Source organism: Novosphingobium aerophilum (assembly GCF_014230305.1).
Taxonomy (GTDB): domain Bacteria; phylum Pseudomonadota; class Alphaproteobacteria; order Sphingomonadales; family Sphingomonadaceae; genus Novosphingobium; species Novosphingobium aerophilum.
Genome location: NZ_JACLAU010000027.1, coordinates 17,130 through 40,545 on the forward strand (window position 1 = coordinate 17,130; position 23,416 = coordinate 40,545).

21 protein-coding genes, 2 tRNA genes and 1 pseudogene are annotated in these 23,416 nt (G+C 68.2%); 13 read left to right on the forward strand and 11 right to left on the reverse strand.

Annotated features, from left to right (window positions below; genetic code table 11):
* Positions 1–88: 88 nt before the first annotated feature.
* The 5 genes from H7F49_RS14070 to tkt form a co-directional block, all read right to left on the reverse strand.
* Positions 89–997: a fructose bisphosphate aldolase gene (locus tag H7F49_RS14070; RefSeq protein WP_185684212.1), complete on the reverse strand. Its 909-nt coding sequence runs from the start codon at positions 995–997 to the stop codon at positions 89–91.
* Between the two features lie 192 nt (positions 998–1,189).
* A complete protein-coding gene (locus H7F49_RS14075) occupies positions 1,190–2,389 on the reverse strand; it encodes a phosphoglycerate kinase (protein ID WP_185684213.1) in 1,200 nt (399 codons plus the stop codon).
* Entirely contained in the window at positions 2,386–2,847 is a 462-nt protein-coding gene (locus H7F49_RS14080) for an MOSC domain-containing protein (protein ID WP_235982178.1), read from the reverse strand. Before H7F49_RS14080 ends, H7F49_RS14075 begins: the two co-directional genes overlap by 4 nt.
* Positions 2,848–2,853: 6 nt before the next feature.
* Positions 2,854–3,861 carry a type I glyceraldehyde-3-phosphate dehydrogenase gene (gene gap, locus H7F49_RS14085; protein ID WP_185684214.1) on the reverse strand — a complete coding sequence of 336 codons (1,008 nt, stop codon included), beginning with the start codon at positions 3,859–3,861 and terminating at the stop codon, positions 2,854–2,856.
* 37 nt (positions 3,862–3,898) lie between these two features.
* Positions 3,899–5,878 (reverse strand): transketolase, encoded by a 1,980-nt coding sequence (gene tkt / locus H7F49_RS14090; protein ID WP_185684215.1) that lies wholly within the window; start codon positions 5,876–5,878, stop codon positions 3,899–3,901.
* Positions 5,879–6,064: 186 nt separating this feature from the next.
* Between tkt and H7F49_RS14095 the strand changes: the two genes are divergently transcribed.
* The 4 genes from H7F49_RS14095 to H7F49_RS14110 all read left to right on the forward strand — a co-directional run bounded on the left by H7F49_RS14095 (position 6,065) and on the right by H7F49_RS14110 (position 7,633).
* Complete coding sequence (locus tag H7F49_RS14095; RefSeq protein ID WP_185684216.1) at positions 6,065–6,268, forward strand: hypothetical protein; 204 nt, start codon at positions 6,065–6,067, stop codon at positions 6,266–6,268.
* Positions 6,265–6,591 (forward strand): cell division protein ZapA, encoded by a 327-nt coding sequence (locus H7F49_RS14100; RefSeq protein WP_185684217.1) that lies wholly within the window; start codon positions 6,265–6,267, stop codon positions 6,589–6,591. Before H7F49_RS14095 ends, H7F49_RS14100 begins: the two co-directional genes overlap by 4 nt.
* Positions 6,592–6,841: 250 nt before the next feature.
* Entirely contained in the window at positions 6,842–7,417 is a 576-nt protein-coding gene (locus H7F49_RS14105; protein WP_185684218.1) for a 5-formyltetrahydrofolate cyclo-ligase, read from the forward strand.
* On the forward strand, positions 7,418–7,633 hold the full coding sequence (locus H7F49_RS14110) for a DUF2842 domain-containing protein (protein WP_185684219.1): 216 nt from the start codon (positions 7,418–7,420) through the stop codon (positions 7,631–7,633). It abuts the gene before it with no gap.
* Positions 7,634–7,706: 73 nt separating this feature from the next.
* Here H7F49_RS14110 and H7F49_RS14115 read toward each other — a convergent pair.
* Positions 7,707–7,783: transfer RNA gene (locus H7F49_RS14115), tRNA-Asp, on the reverse strand.
* Between the two features lie 175 nt (positions 7,784–7,958).
* Here H7F49_RS14115 and H7F49_RS14120 point away from each other — a divergent pair.
* Complete coding sequence (locus H7F49_RS14120) at positions 7,959–8,405, forward strand: hypothetical protein (RefSeq protein WP_235982179.1); 447 nt, start codon at positions 7,959–7,961, stop codon at positions 8,403–8,405.
* A gap of 559 nt (positions 8,406–8,964) precedes the next feature.
* Here H7F49_RS14120 and H7F49_RS14125 read toward each other — a convergent pair.
* From H7F49_RS14125 to thyA, 4 genes are all read right to left on the reverse strand, one after another.
* Positions 8,965–10,302 (reverse strand): dihydrolipoamide acetyltransferase family protein, encoded by a 1,338-nt coding sequence (locus H7F49_RS14125; RefSeq protein ID WP_185684220.1) that lies wholly within the window; start codon positions 10,300–10,302, stop codon positions 8,965–8,967.
* A gap of 6 nt (positions 10,303–10,308) precedes the next feature.
* Entirely contained in the window at positions 10,309–11,364 is a 1,056-nt protein-coding gene (locus tag H7F49_RS14130) for an alpha-ketoacid dehydrogenase subunit beta (RefSeq protein ID WP_185684221.1), read from the reverse strand.
* Positions 11,361–12,671, reverse strand: a complete 1,311-nt coding sequence (locus H7F49_RS14135) for a 3-methyl-2-oxobutanoate dehydrogenase (2-methylpropanoyl-transferring) subunit alpha (RefSeq protein ID WP_185684237.1) — start codon at positions 12,669–12,671, stop codon at positions 11,361–11,363. Before H7F49_RS14135 ends, H7F49_RS14130 begins: the two co-directional genes overlap by 4 nt.
* Positions 12,672–12,794: 123 nt before the next feature.
* Positions 12,795–13,754, reverse strand: coding sequence for a thymidylate synthase (thyA, locus tag H7F49_RS14140; protein ID WP_185684238.1), 960 nt, complete (start codon positions 13,752–13,754; stop codon positions 12,795–12,797).
* A gap of 166 nt (positions 13,755–13,920) precedes the next feature.
* On the opposite strand from thyA, the gene H7F49_RS14145 reads away from it, so the two are divergent.
* The 7 genes from H7F49_RS14145 to H7F49_RS14175 all read left to right on the forward strand — a co-directional run bounded on the left by H7F49_RS14145 (position 13,921) and on the right by H7F49_RS14175 (position 21,422).
* Positions 13,921–13,997, forward strand: a tRNA-Pro gene (locus H7F49_RS14145).
* Positions 13,998–14,145: 148 nt separating this feature from the next.
* Positions 14,146–14,652 (forward strand): hemerythrin domain-containing protein, encoded by a 507-nt coding sequence (locus H7F49_RS14150; RefSeq protein WP_185684222.1) that lies wholly within the window; start codon positions 14,146–14,148, stop codon positions 14,650–14,652.
* A gap of 85 nt (positions 14,653–14,737) precedes the next feature.
* A complete protein-coding gene (locus H7F49_RS14155; protein WP_185684223.1) occupies positions 14,738–15,277 on the forward strand; it encodes a DUF4402 domain-containing protein in 540 nt (179 codons plus the stop codon).
* Position 15,278: 1 nt separating this feature from the next.
* Positions 15,279–15,875, forward strand: coding sequence for a DUF4402 domain-containing protein (locus tag H7F49_RS14160; protein ID WP_185684224.1), 597 nt, complete (start codon positions 15,279–15,281; stop codon positions 15,873–15,875).
* Positions 15,876–16,037: 162 nt separating this feature from the next.
* Positions 16,038–16,547: a DUF4402 domain-containing protein gene (locus H7F49_RS14165; RefSeq protein ID WP_185684225.1), complete on the forward strand. Its 510-nt coding sequence runs from the start codon at positions 16,038–16,040 to the stop codon at positions 16,545–16,547.
* 196 nt (positions 16,548–16,743) lie between these two features.
* Positions 16,744–17,727, forward strand: a complete 984-nt coding sequence (locus H7F49_RS14170) for a fimbrial biogenesis chaperone (RefSeq protein ID WP_185684226.1) — start codon at positions 16,744–16,746, stop codon at positions 17,725–17,727.
* A complete protein-coding gene (locus tag H7F49_RS14175) occupies positions 17,724–21,422 on the forward strand; it encodes a hypothetical protein (protein WP_185684227.1) in 3,699 nt (1,232 codons plus the stop codon). Before H7F49_RS14170 ends, H7F49_RS14175 begins: the two co-directional genes overlap by 4 nt.
* Before the next feature lie 65 nt (positions 21,423–21,487).
* Here H7F49_RS14175 and H7F49_RS19600 read toward each other — a convergent pair.
* Positions 21,488–21,634: pseudogene (locus H7F49_RS19600) on the reverse strand (IS5/IS1182 family transposase); the annotation flags it as partial.
* Positions 21,635–21,789: 155 nt separating this feature from the next.
* On the opposite strand from H7F49_RS19600, the gene H7F49_RS14180 reads away from it, so the two are divergent.
* Positions 21,790–22,995 (forward strand): right-handed parallel beta-helix repeat-containing protein, encoded by a 1,206-nt coding sequence (locus H7F49_RS14180; protein ID WP_185684228.1) that lies wholly within the window; start codon positions 21,790–21,792, stop codon positions 22,993–22,995.
* The last annotated feature ends 421 nt before the right edge of the window (positions 22,996–23,416 follow it).

The window sequence follows — 23,416 nt, forward strand, 5'->3', positions numbered from 1 at the left end:
CCATCCCGATCCGGCACGTTTCCGTGCCCAAACACGAACGCCGGACCCGACGGGCCCGGCGTGGTGTTACCGGCTGCCTATCCGGTGTTCAGGCGTTGACGGGGACCGCCTTCTGGGTCGACCCGGCGTGGATCTGGTCGATCGCCTCGCCCAGCGCGGCATCGAATTCGGCATCGCTCATCTGGGCGCGCAGGTCTTCCAGCAGGGCGCGGCTGAAGCTGGCGATGATCCCCCGGTTCCTGGCCAGCTCGGCGCAGGCCTCGGGGCGCTTGTAGCCGCCCGACAGGGCCACGACGCGCAGCACCTTGGGATGATCGACCAGCGCATCGAACGTGCCCGGGATGACCGGCAGCGACAGCTTGAGCATCACCTGCTGGCCTTCCGGCAGGGCATCGAGCTGCTTCAGGATTTCCTCGCAGAGGATGGTGTCACAGTCGGCGCGGGTCGCACTCTTGATGTTCACCTCGGGCTCGATGATCGGCATCATGCCATGCGCCAGCACCTGCTGCCCCACCGCGAACTGCTGCGCGACCACGGCGGCAATGCCCTCGCGGTTGGCCGAGTTGATGACCGAACGCTCCTTGGTGCCATAGACGCCCAGGGCCTTGGCCTTGGTCAGCAGCGCGTCCAGCGTGGGCATCGGCTTCATCAGTTGCACGCCGTTGGCCTCGTCCTCCAGACCCTTGTCGATCTTGATGAAGGGCACCACACCCTTGGCGATCAGCGCGGCCGGAGTCGGCACGCCATCGACCGTCCCGTCCATGGTCCGCTCGAACAGGATCGCGCCGATCACCTTGTCCCCGGTGAACGCGGCCGAGCGGATGATCCGGGCCCGCATTTCGTGGATCAGGCCGAACATCTCTTCCTCGGTGGACCAGGCATCCTCGGTCACGCCGTAGCCGGCCAGGGCCTTGGGGGTGGAACCGCCCGACTGGTCCAACGCCGCGATGAAACCATGGCCCTCGGCCATCTTGGCGGTCATGTCGGAAGTCTGCATCGCGGTCCACCTTTCCTGCTGCTCGCGCGGTCGTGTCGCACATGCGATCGCGCATACGTATGCTGCAGAGGCCCATACCAAGATTTCGCTGCACTGCAACCGGCAAGGTGACAGCAGACCGGGCTAAGTCGGACCAAGCGGGATCGCGACCGCGGACAGGCGCTCCAGGCCCCCGCCCACGGCCCGCCGGGGTCAGCGTTGCAGCGCGACCACCCCGGGCAGCTCCTTGCCTTCCATCCATTCCAGGAAGGCCCCGCCCGCGGTCGAGATATAGCTGAAGTCTTCGGCCACCCCCGCGTGGTTGAGCGCGGCAACCGTGTCGCCGCCACCAGCCACCGATACCAGCGAGCCCTCCTTGGTGAGCGCCGCGGCAATGCGCGCCAGGCCCACCGTGGCGGCATCGAAGGGCGCCATCTCGAAGGCGCCCATCGGCCCGTTCCACACCAGCGTGCGGCAGGTCTTGAGCACGTCGCCCAGCGCCTCGACCGCCTGCGGGCCCACGTCGAGGATCATCTCGTCGACGGCCACTTCGTGGACGTTGCAGGTGCGCAGGCTCGGCGGGTTGGCGGCGAATTCCTTCGAAACCACCACGTCATAGGGCAGGTGCACGGTGCAGCCGGACGCGTCGGCCGTGTCGAGGATGGCCTCGGCCGTGCCGGTCAGGTCGTGCTCGCACAGGCTCTTCCCCACATCGACGCCGCGCGCGGCCAGGAAGGTGTTGGCCATGCCGCCGCCGATGATCAGGTGATCGACCAGGTTGACCAGGTGCTTGAGCACGTCGAGCTTGGACGAGACCTTGGCCCCGCCGACCACGGCCGCCACCGGCTTGACCGGCTTGCCCAGAGCCTTTTCCAGCGCTTCCAGCTCGGCCTGCATCGAGCGGCCGGCATAAGCGGGCAGCACGTGGGCCAGGCCCTCGGTGCTGGCATGGGCGCGGTGCGCGGCCGAGAAGGCGTCGTTCACATAGAAGTCGCCATTGGCCGCAATGGCCTGCACCAGCTCGGGATCGTTCTTTTCCTCGCCCTTCCAGAAGCGGGTGTTCTCGAGCACGGCGATCCCGCCATTGCCCAGGATGCCGATGCTCTGCGCCACGACCGGACCGGCGATCTCGGGCACGAACATCACTTCGCGGCCCAGCACCGACTGCAGGCAATCGACCACCATCGACAGCGACTGGGTGGAGACCCGCTCACCCTTGGGCCGGCCGAAATGGGCCAGCAGCAGCACCTTGGCGCCCTTGCTCGCCAGCTCGAGGATGGTCGGTGCCGCCGCGCGCACGCGGGTGTCGTCGGTCACGGCGCCGTCCTGCATCGGCAGGTTCAGGTCAACGCGAACCAGCGCGACCTTGCCGGCCACATCGCCGAGATCGTCGAGTGTCTTGAAAGTGGTCATGGCTCGATCCTCACTTCATCCCCGATGGCAATCTCGCCATCCGCAATCACCCGGCCCAGCACACCGCCGCGCCAGTCCGGCAGCAGCGCCGCACGCAGGCCGGGCGAGATCTCGTCCATGCGGCTGCACGGGTTGCATTCGCAGGTTGTCTCGATCCGCAGGTCAGGCCCGATCGCGATGATCCGGCCTGCCTCGCGCGGCAGCCGCAGACCGACCACCAGCAGGTTCGCCCGGCGTTCGAACCAGGGCACGTCCGCCCCCAGTTCGGCCATGGCGGCCGCCCAGCTCTCGGCCTCGATCAGCGAGACCTGACGCCGGCCGGACTTGCCCGGCGGGATGATCCCGCGGCAGTCGCCGGCCAGGCCCGCGGCGCGGCTGACCGCGATTCGTTCGACCACCTCCATGGGACCGCGCCGCCGTTCATGCCGCGCGATGCCCCGGAGGTGGCCGGTCGCCATGTCCGCTTAGAGGAACTTGGCCAGGGCGCCGGTGGTGTCGACCATCCGGTTCGAGAAGCCCCACTCGTTGTCGTACCAGCTCAGCACGCGGACCAGCTTGCCGTCGATCACCCCGGTTTCCAGGCTGTCGATGGTCGAGCTGTTGGCGCAGTGGTTGTAGTCGATCGAGACCAGCGGCTCGTCCGAATAGCCGAGGATGCCCTTCAGCGGGCCTTCGGCAGCGGCCTTGAGCAGGCTGTTGACCTCGTCCTTGGTGGTGTCGCGCTTGGGCACGAAGGTCAGGTCGACCACCGAGACGTTAGGGGTCGGCACGCGGATCGCCGAGCCGTCCAGCTTGCCCTTCAGTTCGGGCAGCACCTCACCCACGGCGCGGGCGGCGCCGGTGGTGGTGGGGATCATGGACATCGCAGCGGCGCGGGCGCGGCGCGGATCCTCATGGATCTGGTCCAGGATCTTCTGGTCGTTGGTGTAGGCATGGATCGTGGTCATCAGGCCACGCTCGATGCCGATCGTGTCGTTCAGCACCTTGGCGAAAGGCGCCAGGCAGTTGGTGGTGCACGACGCGTTCGAAATGATCACGTGATCGGCGGTCAGCTTGTCGTGGTTGACGCCATAGACCACGGTCAGGTCAACATTCTTGCCCGGGGCCGAGATCACCACCCGCTTGGCACCGGCGGCCAGGTGCTTTTCGCAGCTCGCGCGGTCGGTGAAGAAGCCAGTGCATTCCAGCACGATGTCGATGCCCTGCGCGCCATGCGGCAGGTTGGCCGGATCGCGCTCGGCGGTGACGTGGATGCGCTTGCCATTGATCACCAGATCGCTGCCGTCCACCTCGACCGTGCCGTTGAACGGGCCATGGACGCTGTCGCGCTGGAACAGCATCGCGTTCGCCTTGGGCGAGGCCAGGTCGTTGATCGACACCAGTTCCAGGTCATGGTCGGTCCGCTCGAGGATCGCGCGGGCCACGTTGCGGCCGATGCGTCCGAAACCGTTGATCGCAACCTTGGTCGCCATGCTGTAAACTCCTGCCAGTGCTTTGGATGTGGTGCGGTTAGGCCAGTCGGGCCAGGATCTGCGGAACGATCTTCTCCACCGAGAAGCCGAAATGTTCGAACAGGACCTCGGCCGGGGCCGATGCGCCGAAGCGGTCCAGCCCGATGGTCAGGCCATCGCCGACATACTTCTGCCAGCCAAGGGTGACGCCGGCCTCGATCGAGACCTTGAGCACGCCGGCCGGCAGCAGGTCCGCGCGGTAGGCGGCATCCTGCGCATCGAACAGCTCCCAGCACGGCATCGAGACCACGTCGGCGCCGATGCCCTGCCCCTCGAGCGCGCCGGCCACCTTTACGGCCAGCTCAACCTCGGACCCGGTGGCCAGCAGCACGACCTTGCGCTGGGCGGCGGCGGCCTTGAGCCGGTAAGCGCCCCGCGCGCTGCGCAGTTCCCCGGCCGAATTGGCCGCATCGCGCAACTGCGGCAGGTTCTGCCGGGTCAGGATCAGCGCCGAAGGCGTGTGCCTGGCGGCCACGGCGAGCTGCCAGGCCTCGGCGGTTTCGATCACGTCCGCCGGGCGGAACACGTTGAGGTTGGGGATCATCCGCAGCGACATCACGTGCTCGACCGGCTGGTGCGTCGGGCCGTCCTCGCCCAGGCCGATCGAATCATGGGTGAGCACGTAGATCACCCGGGCGTGCTGCAGCGCCGACAAGCGGATCGCGTTGCGGCAATAGTCGGCAAAGACCAGGAAGGTGCCGCCATAGGGGATCACCCCGCCGTGCAGCGCCATGCCGTTCATCGCCGCGGCCATGCCGAATTCGCGGATGCCGTAATAGACATAGCGGCCGGAATAGTCCGCTGCGGTCAGGGGCGGAGTGGCCTTGGTCTTGGTGTTGTTCGATCCGGTGAGGTCGGCCGAGCCGCCGACCATTTCGGGCACGAGCGGGGTCAGCACCTCCAGCGCCATTTCCGAAGCCTTGCGGGTGGCGACCTTCTGCGCGCCGTCCAGCCAGGCGGCGAAGGTCTGGGCCGCGTCATCGCCCGCGGGCAGATCGCCGGCCATGCGGCGGGCCAGTTCGGCGCCCTTGTCCGAGGCGGCGGCGCGGGCTTCCCACGCGGCCCGGGCTTCGGCCCCGCGGGCCCCCAGCGAGCGCCAGTCGGCCAGGATGTCGGCCGGGACCTCGAAGGGCGCGGCGGTCCAGCCCAGATAGGCGCGGGCGGCGGCGACCTCGTCGGCCCCCAGCGGCGAGCCGTGGACATTGTGCCCGCCCTGCTTGTTGGGCGCGCCCTTGCCGATCACCGTGCGGCAGGCGACCAGCGACGGACGCGGGTCGGCGGCGGCTTCGGCCAGGGCCCGGGCGATATCGGCGAAGTCATGACCATCGCAGGACGCGACATGCCAGCCACTCGCGGCATAGCGGCCCAGGATGTCCTCGCTGGTCGACAGCGAGGTGTCACCGTCGATCGTGATCTTGTTGTCGTCCCACAGGACGTTGAGGCGGCCGAGCTTGAGCGTCCCGGCCAGGCCCACCGCCTCGTGGTTGATGCCTTCCATCAGGCAGCCGTCGCCGGCGATCACCCAGGTGCGGTGATCGACCAGCTCATCGCCGAAGGTGGCGTTGAGATGGCGTTCGGCCAGGGCCATGCCCACGGCCATGGCGAAACCCTGCCCGAGCGGACCGGTGGTGCATTCCACCCCGGGGATCAGGAAGTTTTCCGGGTGTCCGGCGCAGACGCTGTCGAGCTGGCGGAACTTGCGGATGTCCTCGATCGTCGGAGAGGCATAGCCGGTGAGGTGCAGCAGGGCATAGACCAGCATCGAGCCGTGTCCCGCCGAGAGGACGAAACGGTCACGGTCGGACCACTTCGGCGCGGCCGGATCGAACTTCAGGAACTGGCTGAACAGCACCGTCGCGACATCGGCCATGCCCATCGGCATGCCCGGGTGGCCCGAGTTGGCGGCCTGCACCGCATCCATCGAAAGCGCACGGATGGCGTTCGCCATGGGCCCCAGCCGGGACGGGTCGATGCTCATGCGATCTGGCTCCTGCGGCGCACCGATCGGTGCCCTCGATTCGTAGGCGCCCTTTCGCGGACGGGCCAAGGCGCGTCAAGTTTGCGGCGGGTTCCGCAGCATCGGCTGTCGGGCCGCGCCGGGGCCATTCAACAGGCTGTGCCCGGGTGCATTGACCCGGCGCGCAATTGCGCTAGCGAGAATGGCATGAGCGGCGAAAGAACGGAAAAAGCCTTTGCACGCATCGATCAGGCCCTGGGCCGGATTGCCGCGGCGGCGAGCCGGGCCGAGGCGGCGGCCGTCGCCCGCGCCCGGCACAATGATCGGCTCAAGCAGGCCATAGCCGAAACCCTGCGCGATCTCGACGCGCTGATCCACGCATCCGACTATGGGGAGGGGCACGGCGCATGAGCAACGTCACCCTGCAGATCGGCGGGCGCAGCTTCACCGTGGCCTGCGCGGCCGGCGAGGAGGACCATATCGCCGGCCTGGGCCGCGCGATCGACTCCCGACTCCAGGCTATGGGTGGTGCGGCCGGACAGACCGAAACCCGCATGCTGCTGTTCGCTGCGCTGCTGCTGGCCGACGAGCTTCATGACATCCGCACCAAGGGCACGATTCCCGCGCCGCCACCGCCGGTCGAGGACCCGAAACTGGCCGAACGGCTCGAAACCCTCGCCGTTCGGCTGGAAAAATGCGCGACGGACCTTGAGGCTCTGGCCGGCGACGCCTAGATTAAGGGTGACGGGTACTGCCCGGTGCGAGCCGCATGAAAATCCCTGAGGCTATAAGCAATCCATGGGGGCTGTCCCTGCCTGGACCCTGGTCCGGGATACATGGTCCCCACCTGACGTCGAGGCGTCAGAGGATTTCCCGGCAACGGCCCATGGTGGTCCCGTCACCCCGCCTTTGCCCGAGCGCGGGCCGGGCATCCGATCGCCGCGCATGAGCGGCCTTGCCCTCCTGCACCCCTGACGAGGCCCCTTGGACGATAAGCACCAGCTCCGCACCCGGCTGCGCGCGGCCCGCCGGGACCATGTCGCGGCCCTGCCCGATTCGGTCCGGGGCCTGATCCTGCACCGTCCTCCGGCCCCCGTCGCCGCGCGGGTGCCCGAGGGCAGCGTGGTCGGCCTCTATCATGCCACCCCGGTCGAGGCGCCGACACTGGGCTATGCCCGCTGGTTCTACGAGAACGGCCGCCATCTGGCCCTCCCCTGGTTTGCCGACCGGGCCGCGCCGATGACCTTCCGCGCCTGGACCGATCCCTACGACCTGTCCGATCTCGAGCCCGGCCCCTGGGGCGCGCTCCAGCCCGTCGCCACGGCGGCGGAATGCGAACCGGCGGTCGCCTTCGTGCCGCTGCTGGGCTTCACCGCCGCCGGGCATCGCCTGGGTCAGGGGGGCGGCCATTACGATCGCTGGCTGGCAGACCATCCGGCCACCTTGCCGATCGGCCTCGCGTGGGACATCCAGCACTGCGAATCGCTGCCGCTCGAACCGCACGACCGGCCGCTGGCGGCGGTGGTCACGCCGACCCGGATCTACGAGGAGCAGGACTGAATGCGACAGGAACCGACGTGGCGCATCCCGGTGGGGATCATCGGCCTGATCCTGGGTCTGACGGTCTATGGCCTGCTGATCGCCCGTTATGTGCCGGGACTGGTCGGCACCTGGCACGCGCTGCTCCAGACCCCGGTCTATATCGTCCTCGGGATCGTCTGGATCCTGCCGCTGCGGCGCTTCCTGATCTGGATGGAAACCGGCCGCTGGGGTTGACCCTGAAAGCAACAAAAAAGGCGCCGTTGCCGGCGCCCTGTTGTGCCTCCGACTGGAAGCAAAATTCCCAAGGTGGCGCGAGTGACGGGGCTCGAACCCGCGACCTCCGGCGTGACAGGCCGGCACTCTAACCAACTGAGCTACACCCGCGTGCCCCTTGGGAGCGCCGCCTCTAGGGGAGCCGTTCCGGGCTGTCAACAGGGGATCGGCACGCTTGTGCACGTCCCCGCCGGATCATGGTTAACCCCGCCGTTAACCATTCCTTGGGACCGTTCCGGGCATGGTCGGGGGCGGGCCATTCCGGCCCTGTGGATCGGGTTGAATCATGATCGTGACGCGCATTGCCAGCCTGCTGACGGCCCTGGCCTGCATGGGGGCGCCGGCTCCGGCCCGGGCAGCCATGGTCGCACCCGCCTCGGTCGCCATCGGCAGCGACGTGTTCGTCGAGCATCTGGGCGAAGCGAATCGCGTCCTGGAACGATCGGACCGACTGCGCCCGGGTGATCGCGTGGTCACGATCGTATCATGGCGCCGCGCCCTCCCAGGAGGGGCCTTCACCGTGGTCAATCCGCTGCCCCACCGCGTCCAGTTCGACGGCACCGCCGACGGCGCGGAAGAGGTTTCGGTCGACGGCGGGCGCAGTTGGGGCAAGCTCGGACAACTGCGCATCGCCGGACGACTGGCCCTGGCGCCCGACGTCACGCACGTGCGCTGGCACATCGTCAGCCCCGCCCCCGCCGGCCGCATCGCCTATCGCGCGATCGTTCGCTAGCGCCGCCCGGGCCGCTTGGCCCAGCGCCATGCCGGGGGAATGACCGGGTATGATGGGTGGCGGAGGTTGGGCTCAAACGCGCATAAGCCGCCCAAAACGCATTCTCGCACCCGCACAATGGCACATCGTTAAAGCCTTCGTCGTCCCGGGCTTGACCCGGGACCGGGCTTGCCTGCCCTGACGGAGGTCAGGGACCCCGGACCCCGCTTCCTTGTTCGCGTCGCTGCCTAAAAGGTTAGCCGGGCCCCGGCTCAAGGCCGGGGCGACGAGGGGAGAGGAATGGCGAGACCTCCGGGTGGGGTGGGGAGCGGACGTTGGTCTGAAGCATCAGAGGCTGCCCTCAACGCATTCGCACACCCGGAAAATGGCCCATCCTCAAGGTTAACGTCGTCCCGGGCTTGACCCGGGACAGGGCTGTTCTTCCCCACCGTCGCCACGCAAGCCCTGCCCCGGCTCAAGGCCGGAGCGACGTTTAGGGGGAGGTCGCGAGCTCTTTGCGCAGGGGATCTGGATGTCCGCAATCAGGCGCAACCCGACTGTCCGGGCTCGCCCAAGCCGCCTAGTCGGCCAGCAGGAGCACGGGGGTTTCCAGCACCCGGCGCAGGTCCTGCACGAAGCTGGCCGCGTCCCAGCCGTCGATCACACGGTGATCGCAACTGATCGACAGGTTCATCAGCTTGCGCTTGGCGACGCGTTCGCCGCCCATGCCATCGGGGACGAACATCGGCCGTTCGACGATGCGGTTGGGCGCCAGGATCGCCACTTCGGGGCGATTGATCACCGGGGTCGAGACGATCCCGCCCAGCGTGCCGAGCGAGCTGATCGTGATGGTCGAACCGCTGAGTTCCGATGAGACCGCCGTGCCGTTGCGCGCCGCTGCCGCCAGCCGGCTGATCTCGTTGGCCAACTGCCACAGGTTGCGGCTCTGGGCATCGCGGATCACCGGCACCATCAGTCCACCATCGGTCTGGGTGGCCACACCGCAATGCACCGCGCCGTGGCGGGTGACCACGCCGGCGGCATCATCGAACCGCGCGTTCATCATCGGGAAGCGCGGCAGGGTGCGGCACATAGCGACGATCAGGAAAGGCAGCAGGGTCAGCTTGGGCCGGGCGCCCTCCCCCTGCCCGCGCGCCGCGTTGAGCTGCGCGCGCATCTCGTCAAGCGCGGTGACGTCGCATTCCTCGACATAGGTGAAATGCGGGATATTGCGCTTGGCCTCGCTCATCGCCTCGGCAATGCGGCGGCGCAAGCCCATGACCTTGACCTGCTGGTCCGGCCGCGCGCCGCCAGGGGCGCGATAGGCATCGTTGTAGGCCAGGAAGGCATCCAGATCGGCGTGGCGGACACGGCCGTCCTCGGCCGGGCGCACCTGGCCCAGATCGATTCCCAGCTCGCGCGCCCGCTGGCGCACCGCCGGGCTCGCCAACACCTTGGCCACCTGGGCGTGACCGGCATCGCGCACCGGTTCCGGCCGGGGAGCCGGAGCCGGGGGCGCAACCTCGGCCACCGGCGGCGGCGGCGAAGCGGGAGGCGCGGGAGGCGCAGGCGTCATCTCGACCGGGGCCGCCGGGGCCGCAACCGGCTCGGCCGGCTGGTGGGCCACCGGGGCGGCGGCGCTCGGCGGACCGGCGGTGTCGTCGGCCATGTCCTCGCCCTCGGTCTCGATCACCACCAGCGGCGCCCCGATGGCGACCATGTCGCCCTCGGCCCCGGCCAGCGAGACGACCCGCCCGGCGACCGGGCTTTCCATTTCGACCGTGGCCTTGTCGGTCATCATGTCGGCCAGACGGCCGTCCTCCTCGACCCGGTCGCCCACGGCAACGTGCCAGGCGACGATCTCGGCCGCGGCGATGCCCTCACCGATGTCGGGCAGGCGAAAGGTGTAGGTGCCCATGGTCGTTCAGTGTCCCAACAAACGGTCAAGCGCTTCCCCGATCCGCACCGGACCGGGGAAATAGGCCCATTCCAGGCTGTGCGGATAAGGGGTGTCGAAGCCGGTGACGCGCTCGATCGGCGCTTCGAGGTGCCAGAAGCAGCGCTCCTGGACCAGGGCGGAAAGCTCGGCCCCGAACCCGGAGGTGCGGGTCGCTTCGTGCACGATCAGGCATTTGCCGGTCTTTTCCACCGACTTCTGCACAGTGTCCAGATCGAGCGGGACCAGCGTGCGCAAGTCGATCAGTTCGGCATCGACGCCCTTTTCGGCGCAGACCGCGCCCGCCACGTGGACCATCGTGCCATAGGCCAGCACGGTCACCGCATCGCCTTCCCGCACCACGCGGGCCTTGCCCAGCGGCGTGGCGTAATAGCCCTCGGGCACCACGCTGTCGGGATGCTCGGCCCAGGGCTTGACCGGGCGATCATAGTAGCCGTCGAACGGGCCGTTGTAGATCCGCTTGGGCTCGAAGAAGATCACCGGATCGTTGTCCTCGATCGCGGCGATCAGCAGGCCCTTGGCATCGTGCGGCGTGCTCGGCACCACGGTCTTCAGCCCGGCCACGTGCGTGAACATCGCCTCAGGGCTCTGGCTGTGGGTCTGGCCGCCGAAGATGCCCCCGCCGAACGGCGACCGCACCGTCATCGGCGCGATGAACTCCGCCGCCGACCGGTAACGCAGCCGCGCCGCTTCCGAGACGAGTTGGTCAAGCCCCGGGTAGATGTAGTCGGCGAACTGGATTTCGGGCACGGGGCGCAGGCCATAGGCACCCATGCCGACGGCCACGCCGATGATCCCGCCCTCGCTGATCGGCGTGTCGAACACGCGCATCTTGCCGTACTTCTTCTGCAGCCCGGCCGTGGCGCGGAACACGCCGCCGAAATAGCCGACATCTTCGCCCAGGATGACCACGTCGGGATCGCGGGCGAGCATGATGTCGAGCGCTTCGTTGATCGCCTCGATCATGGTCAGGCGCCGCCCCGGGGCGTCGTGCAGCGATACGGGCGCTTCCTCCAGGGTCATTCCTTCCACTCCGGCCACTTGATCCGTCGCTCGCGGATGGCCTGCTCGGCCTGCTCCTGCAGGTGCCACGGCAGCTCCTCGAACACGTCCTCGAACATCGTCTTGAACGGGTGATGCAGGCCGTGGCCCAGGATGCCGTTCTTTTCGGCCTCCTTGGTCGCGGCGCGGACCGCTTCGGCCAGTTCCTGGTCCATCGCGGCCTGCTGATCGTCGGACCATTCGCCCAGGGCGATCAGGTGATCGCGCAGGCGTGCGATCGGATCGCCCAGCGGCCATTCGCTGCGTTCCTGGGCGGAGCGATAGGCGCCGGGATCGTCCGAGGTCGAATGGCCTTCGGCGCGGTAAGTGAAGTGCTCGATCAGGGTCGGGCCCATGTTCGACCTGGCCCGGTCGGCGGCCCAGCGTTCGGCGGCGTAGACCGCCAGGGGATCGTTGCCGTCCACCCGCAAGCCAGCGATGCCATAGCCGATCGCCCGCGCCGCGAAGGTCGCGCGCTCGGCCCCGGCAAAGCCGGAAAAGCTGGAGATGGCCCACTGGTTGTTCACCACGTTGAACACCACCGGGACGTTGTAGACCGCGGCGAAGGTCATGGCGGAGTGGAAGTCACCCTCCGAGGTGGAACCCTCGCCCACCCAGGTCGCGGCGATCCGCGTGTCACCCCGGCTGGCGCTGGCCATGGCCCAGCCCACCGCCTGCGGCAACTGGGTCGCCAGATTGCCGCTGATCGTGAAGAAGTTGTGCGACCGGGCCGAATACATGATCGGCAACTGCCGGCCCTTCAGCCGGTCGGCCCGGTTCGAATAGATCTGGTTGATCATGTCGACCAGCGGATAGCCGCGGGTGATCAGGATGCCCTGCTGGCGATAGCTCGGGAAGACCATGTCCTCGAAGTCCAGCGCCATGGCCGGGGCCACCGCGGTCGCCTCCTCGCCGGCGGACTTCATGTAGAAGCTGGTCTTGCCCTGGCGCTGGCCGCGGTACATGCGTTCATCGAAGGCGCGGGTCAGGGCCATCATCCGCAGCATCCGCCGCAGCGTGGCGGGATCGAGCTGGGGGTTCCACGGCCCCACCGCCCGGCCCGCCTCGTCCAGCACGCGGATCAGGTCGTTGCAGAGGGCAAAGGTCTCGGCCGGCGGACAGGTCTCGTCCGGGCGGGGCTGGGCGCCGGCCGGGGGCACCACGATATGGCGGAAGTCCACCGCATCGCCGGGCCGATAGTGCGGCTCGGGCACATGCAGACGCAGCGGACCGAGATTGCCCCCGCGCCCGGCGGCAGGCGGTTCTGGCGGATTGGCAGGACCGGAAATCGCCTCTCTCCTCGCGTTCCGGGCCGCAGCGGACGGCCCTTGAGGGACACGAAATTTATTTCACGTTCCGGTTATATTATTTCACCACCTTGAAAAGTCAATCGGGTTCCCGACTCCCTGCGATCAGACCGCGACCGGCGCCGACAGCGCTCCCTGCGGGGCGTAATCGGTCACCGCGAAGTCCTCGATCCGATAGTCGAAGATCGATTCCGGCCGCCGCGCGATCGTCAGCCGGGGGCTGCCCTCGGGCGCGCGATCAAGCTGGGCGGCGACCAGGTCGGCGTGGTTCAGGTACAGGTGGACGTCGCCCCCCATCCACACCAGCTCGCCCGGCTCCAGATCGCACTGCTGCGCCAGCATCCGGGTGAACAGTGCCCCGCCCCACAGGTTGAACGGCAACCCCAGCGCCACGTCGCAACTGCGCTGGTACAGCAGGCAGGACAGCCGGCCATCGGCGACATGGAACTGGTAGGTCTTGTGGCAGGGCGGCAGAGCCATGGCGTCCAGCTCGGCGACGTTCCAGCCTTCGACGATGTGGCGCCGGCTGCCAGGATTGCTCCGCAGCGATTCGACAAGCTGGGCCACCTGGTTGATCCCGCGCTCGGCCTTGCGGAAGCTGCCGTCGGGCTGCGGTTCGAACACCGGCCAGTCGACCCATTGCTTGCCATAGACCGGACCGAGATCGCCCCATTGCTCGGCGAAATCGGCATCGGCCACGATCCGCGCGGAGAAGTCCTCGCGGCTGATCGCCTCGCCGGTCTCGCGCCGGAACCGGGCCAGCGGCCAGTCGGTCCAGATCTCCACCCCCTGGGCACAGAGCGGACGGATGTTGGTGTTTCCGGTGAGGAACCACAGGAACTCGCGCGTGGCGGTCTTCCAGTAGACCCGCTTGGTGGTCAGCAGCGGCACCTGCCCCTCGGACAGATCGAAGCGCAGCTCGGCACCGAACACCGAGCGCGTGCCCACGCCGGTGCGGTCCACCCGCTGATCGCCGGTTTCCCAGATGCGGCGCATCAGATCGAGGTACTGCCACTCGTAATGGCGCGGAGCCGAATCGGGGACGGGCGGAACGCGGGTGACCATCTCGCCACGATAGCCCGCGAAGCCTGCCCCCCCAATCGTTCGCACCCTCCCTTTCCACGGGCGCGACACATTCGGCGCCGGAACAAGATTGAGCGCTTGCCACCCGCCGGAACCCTCACTATAGGCGCGCTCCTGCCTTGTCCCACCCCTGCGGTGGGGCTCCGGTCGGGGAGTAGCTCAGCCTGGTAGAGCACTGTCTTCGGGAGGCAGGGGCCGGAGGTTCGAATCCTCTCTCCCCGACCACTTATCACGCTTGAACGGGTTCGGTGTCGCCTCCCCTCGGGGGGCGGTCTGTCGTGCCGTAGGCCTACCGGGGGGATGGCCCGGAACCCGATCCCGCCCGGCTCATTCCCTTTCCCACCGCGCTTGCTGCGCACGAAAGGGACTTTCCATGGCCAGCCCCACCTTCACCGACGCCATCGCCCTGCTGAAAGCCGATCATCGCAAGGTCGAGGACCTGTTCGACCAGTTCGAGGAAGCCCGGCCCGGATCGCGGCAGAAAATCGCCGAGCAGATCTGTGCCGAACTGAAGATCCACACGATGCTTGAGGAAGAAATCTTCTACCCCGCGCTGCAGGGCAAGATCGAGGAAGAGACCTGGACCGAGGCCTTCGTCGAGCACGATGGCGCCAAGGTGCTGATCAACGATATCGTCGCCGGATCGCCGGACGACACGTTCTATGCGGCCAAGGTCAAGGTGCTGGGCGAGGAAATCCGCCACCATGTCCAGGAAGAGGAACGCCGCCAGGAGGGCATGTTCGCCCAGGCACGGGCGGCCGGGGTTGATCTCGTCGAGCTGCGCGATCGCATGCTGGCCCGCAAAGCGGAGCTGACCCGCCAGGCCCGGGACAGTGGCCTCCCCCCGGCCGAGGTCAGGGTCCTGCAGTTGGCTCCCTGACACCCCCGACCGGTCCGCGTGCCGAATTCCCGTGACGGCGGCTGCCCTTGATTTATGTTCGGGTCAGCCGTTCAGGGAAACCGTGATGCTGCGTTGTCCTCTCGCCCTGTCTGCCTTGCGCCTGGTGGGAGGGCTGATCGCCCTCGCTGGGACGAGTTCGCCCGCCCGGGCCGGGTCGATCGAGCTCGTAGCCAGCCGCCCGCTCGATTTCGGAGCGGTGGTGGTCTTCGGCAGCGGGACCAAGCAGGTCACGCCTGACGGGGTGGTCAGCGCCAACGGCCTGGCCAGTGTTCCCGGTACCCGGGAAGGACCGGGCGAGTTCGTTCTGCGCTATCGACCGGACGGGCGCACCCGCGCCGCACTGGTGCTGGTTTCGATCACGACCGTGGCCAGCCAGACCGTTGCCGGCAGCACCGGCAGCCTGTCCGGGCTGGCCACCGATCTGCCAGGCGGCCCGGGCCTCGTGATGGGCGAGGCGCGCCCCCTGCGCCTGCCCCCCTGCGCCGAGACCGTTTGCGAAACCAGCTTCCGGGTCGGCGGCACCCTCACCGTGGCCGGCGGCACCCGACAGGCGGCGTTCAGCTTCCCGCTGCAGGTCACGGCGCGCCTGGTCAGTGAGTTCTAGAATGGTCCGTCCTTCATCATTCGGCCGCGGCTCGCCTCGGTCTCGCGCCGCCTTGCTGGGCGCGACGGCCCTGACCGCCCTTCCGCTGTGCATCCCGCTGGGCTTGCCGCTGATCGCCGATCCCGGCTCCACCGCGGTCGGCGCCTCTGCGGCCCGGGTCATCGCGCCTTTGGCCGTGGCCCGCGAGGAAGACCTCGACTTCGGCACCATCGCGCTCGACCTGAACGGCTCGGGGACGGTTACCGTGATGCCACTGGGGGGAAGTGTGCGCTATGGCGGCAGCGCCCAGGGCATTTGCCTGCTGGCCTGCCCGCCGCCGCACCCTGCGCGCTTCGCCGTGCGCGGCGAACCGCTCCGCAGCTATCGCGTCACCGTTCCGCCCAGCCTGACAATCACGCCCCCCGGCCTGGGATCGGGCAATGCGGTGCTGATCGATGCCCTGACCATAGGCACGGCCAGCCAACGAATCGGCGATAGTGGGGAGCTTTCGCCCGATGGGATCGACAGCTTCGAGGTTGGGGGCACGCTCCATCTGCCGGCTGGCGCCGCCGAGGGACGCTACACCGCGCAAGTCCCGGTGATCGTGTCTTATATGTAGAAAACCTAAGGATATTTTCCTTAGGAATTCGCCCTTAGCCCGCTGTTAACCGTCCTCGGGCTAGAGAACCGGCGTGGCGTCCCGTGCCGCTGGCACCGGGCTCCGCAGGACTGGAGCGCTCCACACCGGCTTGGGGTCGGGGCGCAGATCGGGGAACGGAACATGAAGAAGATCCTGCTCGTGGCCGCAGTGGCGGCCGGACTTTCCGGAGGCGCGGCCCAGGCCGCCACCGGCAACAGCGCGACCGGCACCGGTACGGCCAATGCCGTAGTGGTCGGACCGCTGCAGATTACCCACAACACTGGCGCTGCGCTCAACTTCGGCAGCTTCACGGCTGGGACCGGCGGCACAGTGACTGTGACCTCGGCTGGTGTCGCCTCGGCCACCGGCGATGTCGGGTTGGTCACGGGGTCGAGCCCGACAGCCGATGCCTTCACCGTGGTCGGCACTCCCAACCGCGCCTTCGGCATCACCGCCTCGAGCAGCAACACCGTCTCGACCGGCGGGGCCACTCCGGCAACCATGCCCTTCAGCGTCTCGGCTGCGAACAGCGCCTCGCTGACGGCGGGCGGCACCTTCGCGCTGGCCGTCGGTGGCACCCTGACGGTCGGCAGCGGCCAGGCTGCGGGCGCCTATACCGGCAGCTACACGGTCACGGTGACCTACCAGTAAGGTCACATGTGGGGCGGTCCCTGCCGAACCTTCCGGGCTCGGCAGGGACTGTCACTCTGGCGCGGCGCTCCAGCGCCGCTGCCGCTTGCGCAAACTGTGCATCACTAAGTCCGGATCGCGGCAAAGGATTGCCTTCGAATCCGTGATTTCCCATAGCGTCCCAAATCGGATCGACTTGCACCGACTTGGGAGGCCCATGACCAGCCAGCATTATCGGCCCGCCCGAACCCGCACCGCGCCAGGTCCCGGGCCGCGTCGGCCGTACGCGACAGGACCATCCCTGGCCCTGCTCGCGGCCCTGATCGGCCCGATCGCACAAACCCCGGCCCAGGCGCAGGCCCAGACCGCACCACCGCCTCCCGCCAGCGCGACGCCGCCAGCCGGATCGGTCGGCGGCATGGGTGACGTCAATCTCTATCCCAAGCGGGTGGTGATCGACGACCGCAACCGCCTTGCGACGATCGGCCTTTACAACCGCAGCCCGGCCCCGGGCGAATACGACGTGACCGTCAGCGACAAGCTGATGACCCCGCAAGGCACCCTGATCGATCTGGAAACGGTGACCGATCCCGCGATGCGGGCCCGGGTCCGCTCGGCCGCAACCATGCTGCGCTGGTCCCCGCGCCGCGTGGCGCTGGGCGGCAGCGAGGCCCAGACCGTGCGGGTGATGGTCCGGGTCCCCCCCGATCTTCCGGCGGGCGAGTACCGTTCGCACTTCACCATCGTCTCGGCCCCGCCCGCTGCGGACGGGCTCAGCATCGACAATGCCACCGGCCAGGGCCAGAACCAGGGGATCGGCGTGCGCATCGTGCCGCGCTTCGGCATCTCGATCCCGGTCATCGTCCGTGTGGGGGAAACCACGCTGAACGTCGGCCTGAAGGACTTCGCGCTCGGCGAAGGCGGGAGTGGCAAGGTGATCAATCTTACCGTCACGCGCGACGGCACCCGCTCGGCCTTCGGCGATATCCGCGTCCTGGCCCCCGGCAGCAAGGAGCCAATCGCCGAAGTGCTGGGTGTGGGTGTCTACACCGAGGTCGGATCGCGCACGGTCCAGGTACCGGTCAATCCCAAGGCCGATCCGCGCTTTCTGGCGCGCGGCGCGCGGCTGACCGCCACCTTCACCGATGATGACAGCGCGCCTGGCAAGGTGCTGGCCAAGCAAGACTTCACCCTGCCGTGACCCCGGCGCGCCGCCGCGCAGCCCTGCGCGTCGGCGGGGTGGTCATCACCGCCAGCCTTCTGCTGGCGGTCGAGCGGTGCGGGCGCGATACCGAGCGGATTGCGCCGCAGCCGACGGAAACCACACACGACCCGCGCGGGTCGGCCCGCATCACCTTGCCCATCCCGCACCAGGCCAGCAGGCCGCGCGAGTCCCATCCGCTCCCGATCCTGCGACCGGCCGCTCCGCGGACAGGAGCCGGACCGGGGGACCGCTCGCTGCACGGCCTTGTCGCGCCCCTGCCGACGCGGGCCGGGCCGACGCTGGTGGCCGCGAACGATCAGTCACCCGAGGCGGCCTATGCCGCCTCTGCTGCCCCCGCCTCACCGCCACCGGGTGTGCAGGAGCCCACCAGGGCGGACAGCGTCACGGCGCCCGCCCTTCTGCCGCCGCAAGCCCCCTCGCCGTCCGCCGCCGCACCTGTGAACGGGCCGGCTGCGACCCCGGGCAGCCTGCAGAGCCTGGCCGCGACGGTCATCCCGCGCGAACCTCTGCTGGGCCTTGCCCCGCCCCCCGGGGTGGCGCCCCCACCCGCAGCGCCGAGCTCGGCCGAACCGGTCGAGCAGCCGACCTCGGCCAACGACAACACCCCTATCGCGGCAGCGGAACCCCGGGCCGCACCGGACGCGACCAACCCTGGCCCTGCCCCGCCGCCGGCCTTGACGTCCGCCCCCGCCACGGACCTCGCTTCCCCGGCAGCAGAGCCATCGCTGAACGCTCCGTACCCGGCTCAGCCTCCGGCACCCTCCCCGCCGCCGGCCGAGCCGGAACCGCCGCCGGAGCCTGCAGCCGGCGCGGCCACCCCGGCCACCGGACCAGCGGCCCCGATCGTCCCCGTCGATCCGCCCCGCCCCGCCGCATCCCCTTCGCCAGCCGCTTTGCCCGGGCCGGCCACGGCACCCTCGCCTGCCCTCGGGACAACATCCGCCGGGGTTCTGGACCAGCCGTCGTCCTCACCCCCACCGGCCGCCGTCCTGCCCGCCGCCAGCCCCCGCACCAGCGGGATCGGTGCGCCCGCCGCACCGCTGACCGGCTTTTCCGATGACGACGAGCTGATCCTCGAGATCACCACGGCCCGGCGTGAGCTCAACGGCACGATCATCGCCTACACCCAACGCGGCATTCCCTACCTCCCGCTGGGCGAGATCGCGCGCTTCCTCGACATGGCGGTGACGGTCAGCGACGACGGCCGCTATGCCACCGGCTGGGCGGTCGATCCGAGCAAGCCGGTCACGATCAACCTGCGTGAAGGCACGATCACCGTCGACGGCCAGACCCGCAAGCTGGGCCCGGATGACGCCGTGGCCTTCGATGGCGAGCTTTACCTGCGGGCCGATCGCTTTGCCGATCTCTTCCCGCTGACCCTGACCACCAACCTGCGCGCCCAGAGCGTGACCGTGCAGACCCGGGTGCCCTTTCCCTTCGAGCAGCGTCTGGCCCGCGAGACCGCGCGCGATCTGCTGAAAAGCCGCCAGGGCCGGCGCGACGGGCGCAGCTTCACCCGGATCGCCACGCCCTGGCGCCCGCTCGAACTGCCGCTGGCCGATGTCGAGCTGCGCCTGGCATCGGACACCACCCGCGGGACCCGCAGCGAGACGGACCTGCGCCTGGCGGGCGATCTCGCCTGGCTGACCGCGCGGTCGTTCCTGACCGCCGACAGCCAGCGCGGCGTGACCGCGGCGCGGCTCGAACTGGGCCGGCGCGATCCCGATGGCGGCCTGCTCGGGCCGCTCGGCGCGACCGCCTTCGGGCTGGGCGATGTCACCTCGACCCCGCTGGCCATGGGCCCCGCCAGTGTCGCCGGGCGCGGCCTCTATCTGGGCAATGGCTCGCTCGAGCGGGCCTCGGTGTTCGACCGGATCGAACTGCGCGGCGACATGCCCGACGGCTTCGAGGCCGAGCTCTATCGCAACAACATCCTGATCGACACGGCCACGGGCCCGGAAAACGGCCAGTACCGCTTCCTCAACGTGCCGGTGGAATTCGGCCTCAACGTGTTCCGCGTGGTGCTCTACGGCCCACAGGGGCAGCGGCGCGAGACGGTGCGGCAGATCAGCGTCGGCGATGGCCGGCTTGCCCCCGGCGAGCTGGTCTACGCCGCCAGCGCGGTGCAGAAGAACCGCTCGCTGTTCAACCTCCAGGGACGCGATTACATCCCCGGTCCGGATGACGGCGCGCTGCGGGCCACGGCCGATGTCCAGTACGGCTTCAGCAGTGGCCTGACCGGCACGCTCGGCACCGCCTGGTACGAACGGTTCGGCACCCGGCACTGGCTGGCGACCGGAGGGCTGCGCACGGGCCTGGCCGGGTTTGCCGTGCGGCTCGACGCCGGGCTGGCCGATCGCGGCGGTCGTGCGCTCGGGCTGGGCCTCGCCCGCAAGGTCGCCGGTTTCAGCGTCACGCTGAACCATGCCGAATATGGCGGCCGCTTCGTCGACGAGGTCCGGTCCTTCAGCGACCAGCCCTTGCGCCGCCTGACCGAGCTGGCCTTCAACGGCGCGATCCTCCTGGGCGGCGCGGGATCATCGTTCATCCTGCCGACCAACGGCCTGGTCCGCAACGTGGCCTTCGCGGACGGACGCCGCGTGCTGGCGGCTTCGCTCAACCAGACGGTGCCGCTGTCACGGGCGCTCCAGTTGTCGAACCTGGTGGAGTTCAACCGGACCAGCCAGCCGCTGTTCAGCACCACCACCCAACTGCGCGGCGCCTTCGATCTGGCCTCGCTCTCGCGCGGCAAGACCCAGCTGCGGGCAAGCCTCGGCTACACCCTCGCCCCGACCGCCGCCATTTCGACAGCCTCGATCCAGATCGACCGCCGGATCGGCGATCGCATGACCTTGACCGCCTCGGCCGGGCACACCTTCGAAGCCCGGCAGGACCGGTTCGGGCTTTCGGCGATCCGCCGGTTCGATCGCTTCGCCCTGGCCTTCGACGCGGCCTATGCGACGCGGCCCTCGCAATACTCCGCGCTGCTCCGGTTCAGCGTGAGCCTCGGGCGCAATCCGCTCGACGGACGGCTGTTCCTCAGCCCGCCCGGCCTGGCGAGTGCCGGCGCGGTTGCCATCCACGCCTTCCGTGACCTCGACGGCGATGGCCAGCCCGACCCTGGCGAGCCGCCGCTGGCCGATGTCCGTTTCTTCGCAGGCAACGAAAGCCGTGCCACCGACGCGGCCGGAAACGTGCTGCTCGGGCGGCTCGGCGATGGGCCGCGGACCAGCGTGCGCATCGATTCCGACAGCCTGCCCGACATCAACCTGGCCCCCGCGGTCGAAGGGATCGAGTTCGCCCCGCGCGCCGGACATGTCCACGTGCAACCCTTCGCGGTGCGGCCGCTGGGGGCGCTCGACGGGACGGCCTTCTACCGCACGCCGGGCGGCGAGAAAGGCGTTTCGGGCGTGATCGTGCTGCTGATCGGCGCGGACGGCAAGCCGGCGGCGCGCACCCGCACCGGCTCGGACGGCTCGTTCTGGTTCGAGAAGGTCGTGCCCGGCGCCTATGCGGTGCAACTCGACCCGGGACAGGCGCAACGTCTGAAAGTCCGCCTCGCCGCGCCGGTCACCGTCACGATCGGCACCGACGGCGAGGGCGAGCGGGCGGTGCTGCACCTGGTGGGGGTCGAAGCGGAGGCGCAGGAACAGGGGCCGGGGACAGAGTGACTGCGGGAAACCCGCCGAGGCCGGGCAAACCGCTATCCGGTGTGGATGGTCACTCGCTCGTAACGGCTTTGTCTGATGGTCAGGCCTAGCCGGACAGGGTGGCCTTGGCCGTTGATGACCGCACGGACTTTGGTGGCAAGACCGCCTCGGGAGTACCCCAGACAATGATTTCGATCCGCCGCTTTTGCCGTCGCGGCCTGGTGATGGGAACGATCGAAAGCGCGACACGATTATCCATCGTTCGGCGGTGACCGAGATGGCTACCAGGCGGCCGATCCGATCGTTCAACAGTGCCTGGTGAGAATGGCTTGCCCTCCTTACGAACTCTGAGTATTTCCGAGCCGTCGGGGCCAATGGCGGAGTTGAGATGACCACCCTGACGTTCCCCAGGCCTTTGATGCGGATTCTGTCCGCTGCAGCCCTCGGCTTGGCCAGCCTGCTGGGGTTGAGCCATTGCAGTCCAGCCATCTCCGACTCCGGAACCATCGATGCCCTGACGGACGATGACGTCGCCCGTGCAATCGCCCGAAGCGATGGCGGAACCATCAGGATTGGCTCGGGTGCTTATTCAGCGATCACTATTCGCAGTTATTCGGGGCAGCGCCCTCTGATCATCGAATCGATCAGGGCGGACGATCCAGCCCGATTGGCAGGGCTGACCATCGCCGGGTCACGCAATGTCATCGTGCGCAACGTCGTGATCCAGCCATCGCGGCTCTCGAGCGAGGCGGCTGCCACCAAAGGAGCCGATGCTCTTGCCGCCGTTAACGTCCGTGGCTCGAGCGACGTCACAATCGAAGGCGTGACATTGACTGGGACGCCGCAGGCCGGAGCGATCGGCAACGGCACTGGCATGTTGGTTCGCAAAAGCCGCAGTATCCGGGTCATCGCGTGCCAATTCAGCCATTTCCGCTATGGGCTGGCCTTCCTGTCAGGGGACAGCTTGCAGATCGAGCGTAACGAGTTTCATGACCTGCGCACTGATGCGATACGGGGCGGCGGAGTCAGCAATCTGCTGATTCAGGGCAATGTTATCAGCAATCTCAAACCTGATGCCGGCGACCACCCCGACGGGGTGCAGCTGTGGACCGCGAACGAAACCCAGGCGGCCCGGGCAATCACCATTCGCGCCAACCTGATTTTTCGCGGCAACGGCGGCATTATCCAGGGTATTTTCGTGCGCGACAACAAGCTTCAACTGCCGTTCGAAGACTTGGAGATCAGCGGCAATCTGATCGTCGGATCGATGTACCATGGCATTTCGGTACAGGGCGGCAGGCGCCTCAGAATCATCGCGAATGAAGTCATCTCGGTCGGAGGGCAAAAAACCTGGATCAGGCTGAGTTCGGTGGACCATGCAACCGTGATCGACAACCGCGCTTCAACCTTCCTGTTTACAGACAGTCGCCAGATCGAAGAACGAGGCAACAAGATCAGGAGTCCTAGCAGCAAAGAGACCCGCACCCGGATGGCGCTGTGGCTGCAGCAACACCGGGAATTGACTGACCGTCCGGGCAAACTGCTCAAGTCGATCATGCAAGATCTTGATCTACAAGACCCTCAACGCGACTAGGTGGCCCGGACAAGTCTGATCCATTACCTGGCGGTCGCCAAGTGTACCATGCCGATTACCTTAGTGGCGATGATCTGATCCCGGAAAACACGATCGCTTTGATTTGAGTACTTCGCCGTAGTCTCCCTGGCTGGGAGAAGCAAAGGATGCTGAAGGCATCGGGGTTTATTGTCACCGAGAAGGCGTTCCCGTGACGCACTCCACTCGTCACCATGGCCCCGGCCGGGAAACTCCGCCCCGGGTGGTCCAGACGATGGGGTCGGATCACCACCCAGGTGCTACTCCATGACCATGATGTCGGAACGCAGCAAAGAACCTTCCCGGTTTGGCACTGCGCTCTTCAGGAAGGTGAATTTGTGGCATAAAGCCTCTAGGACGAAGAGCTAGCCGCCGGATTCAAGATTGAAGGTGTGCCCGTAAC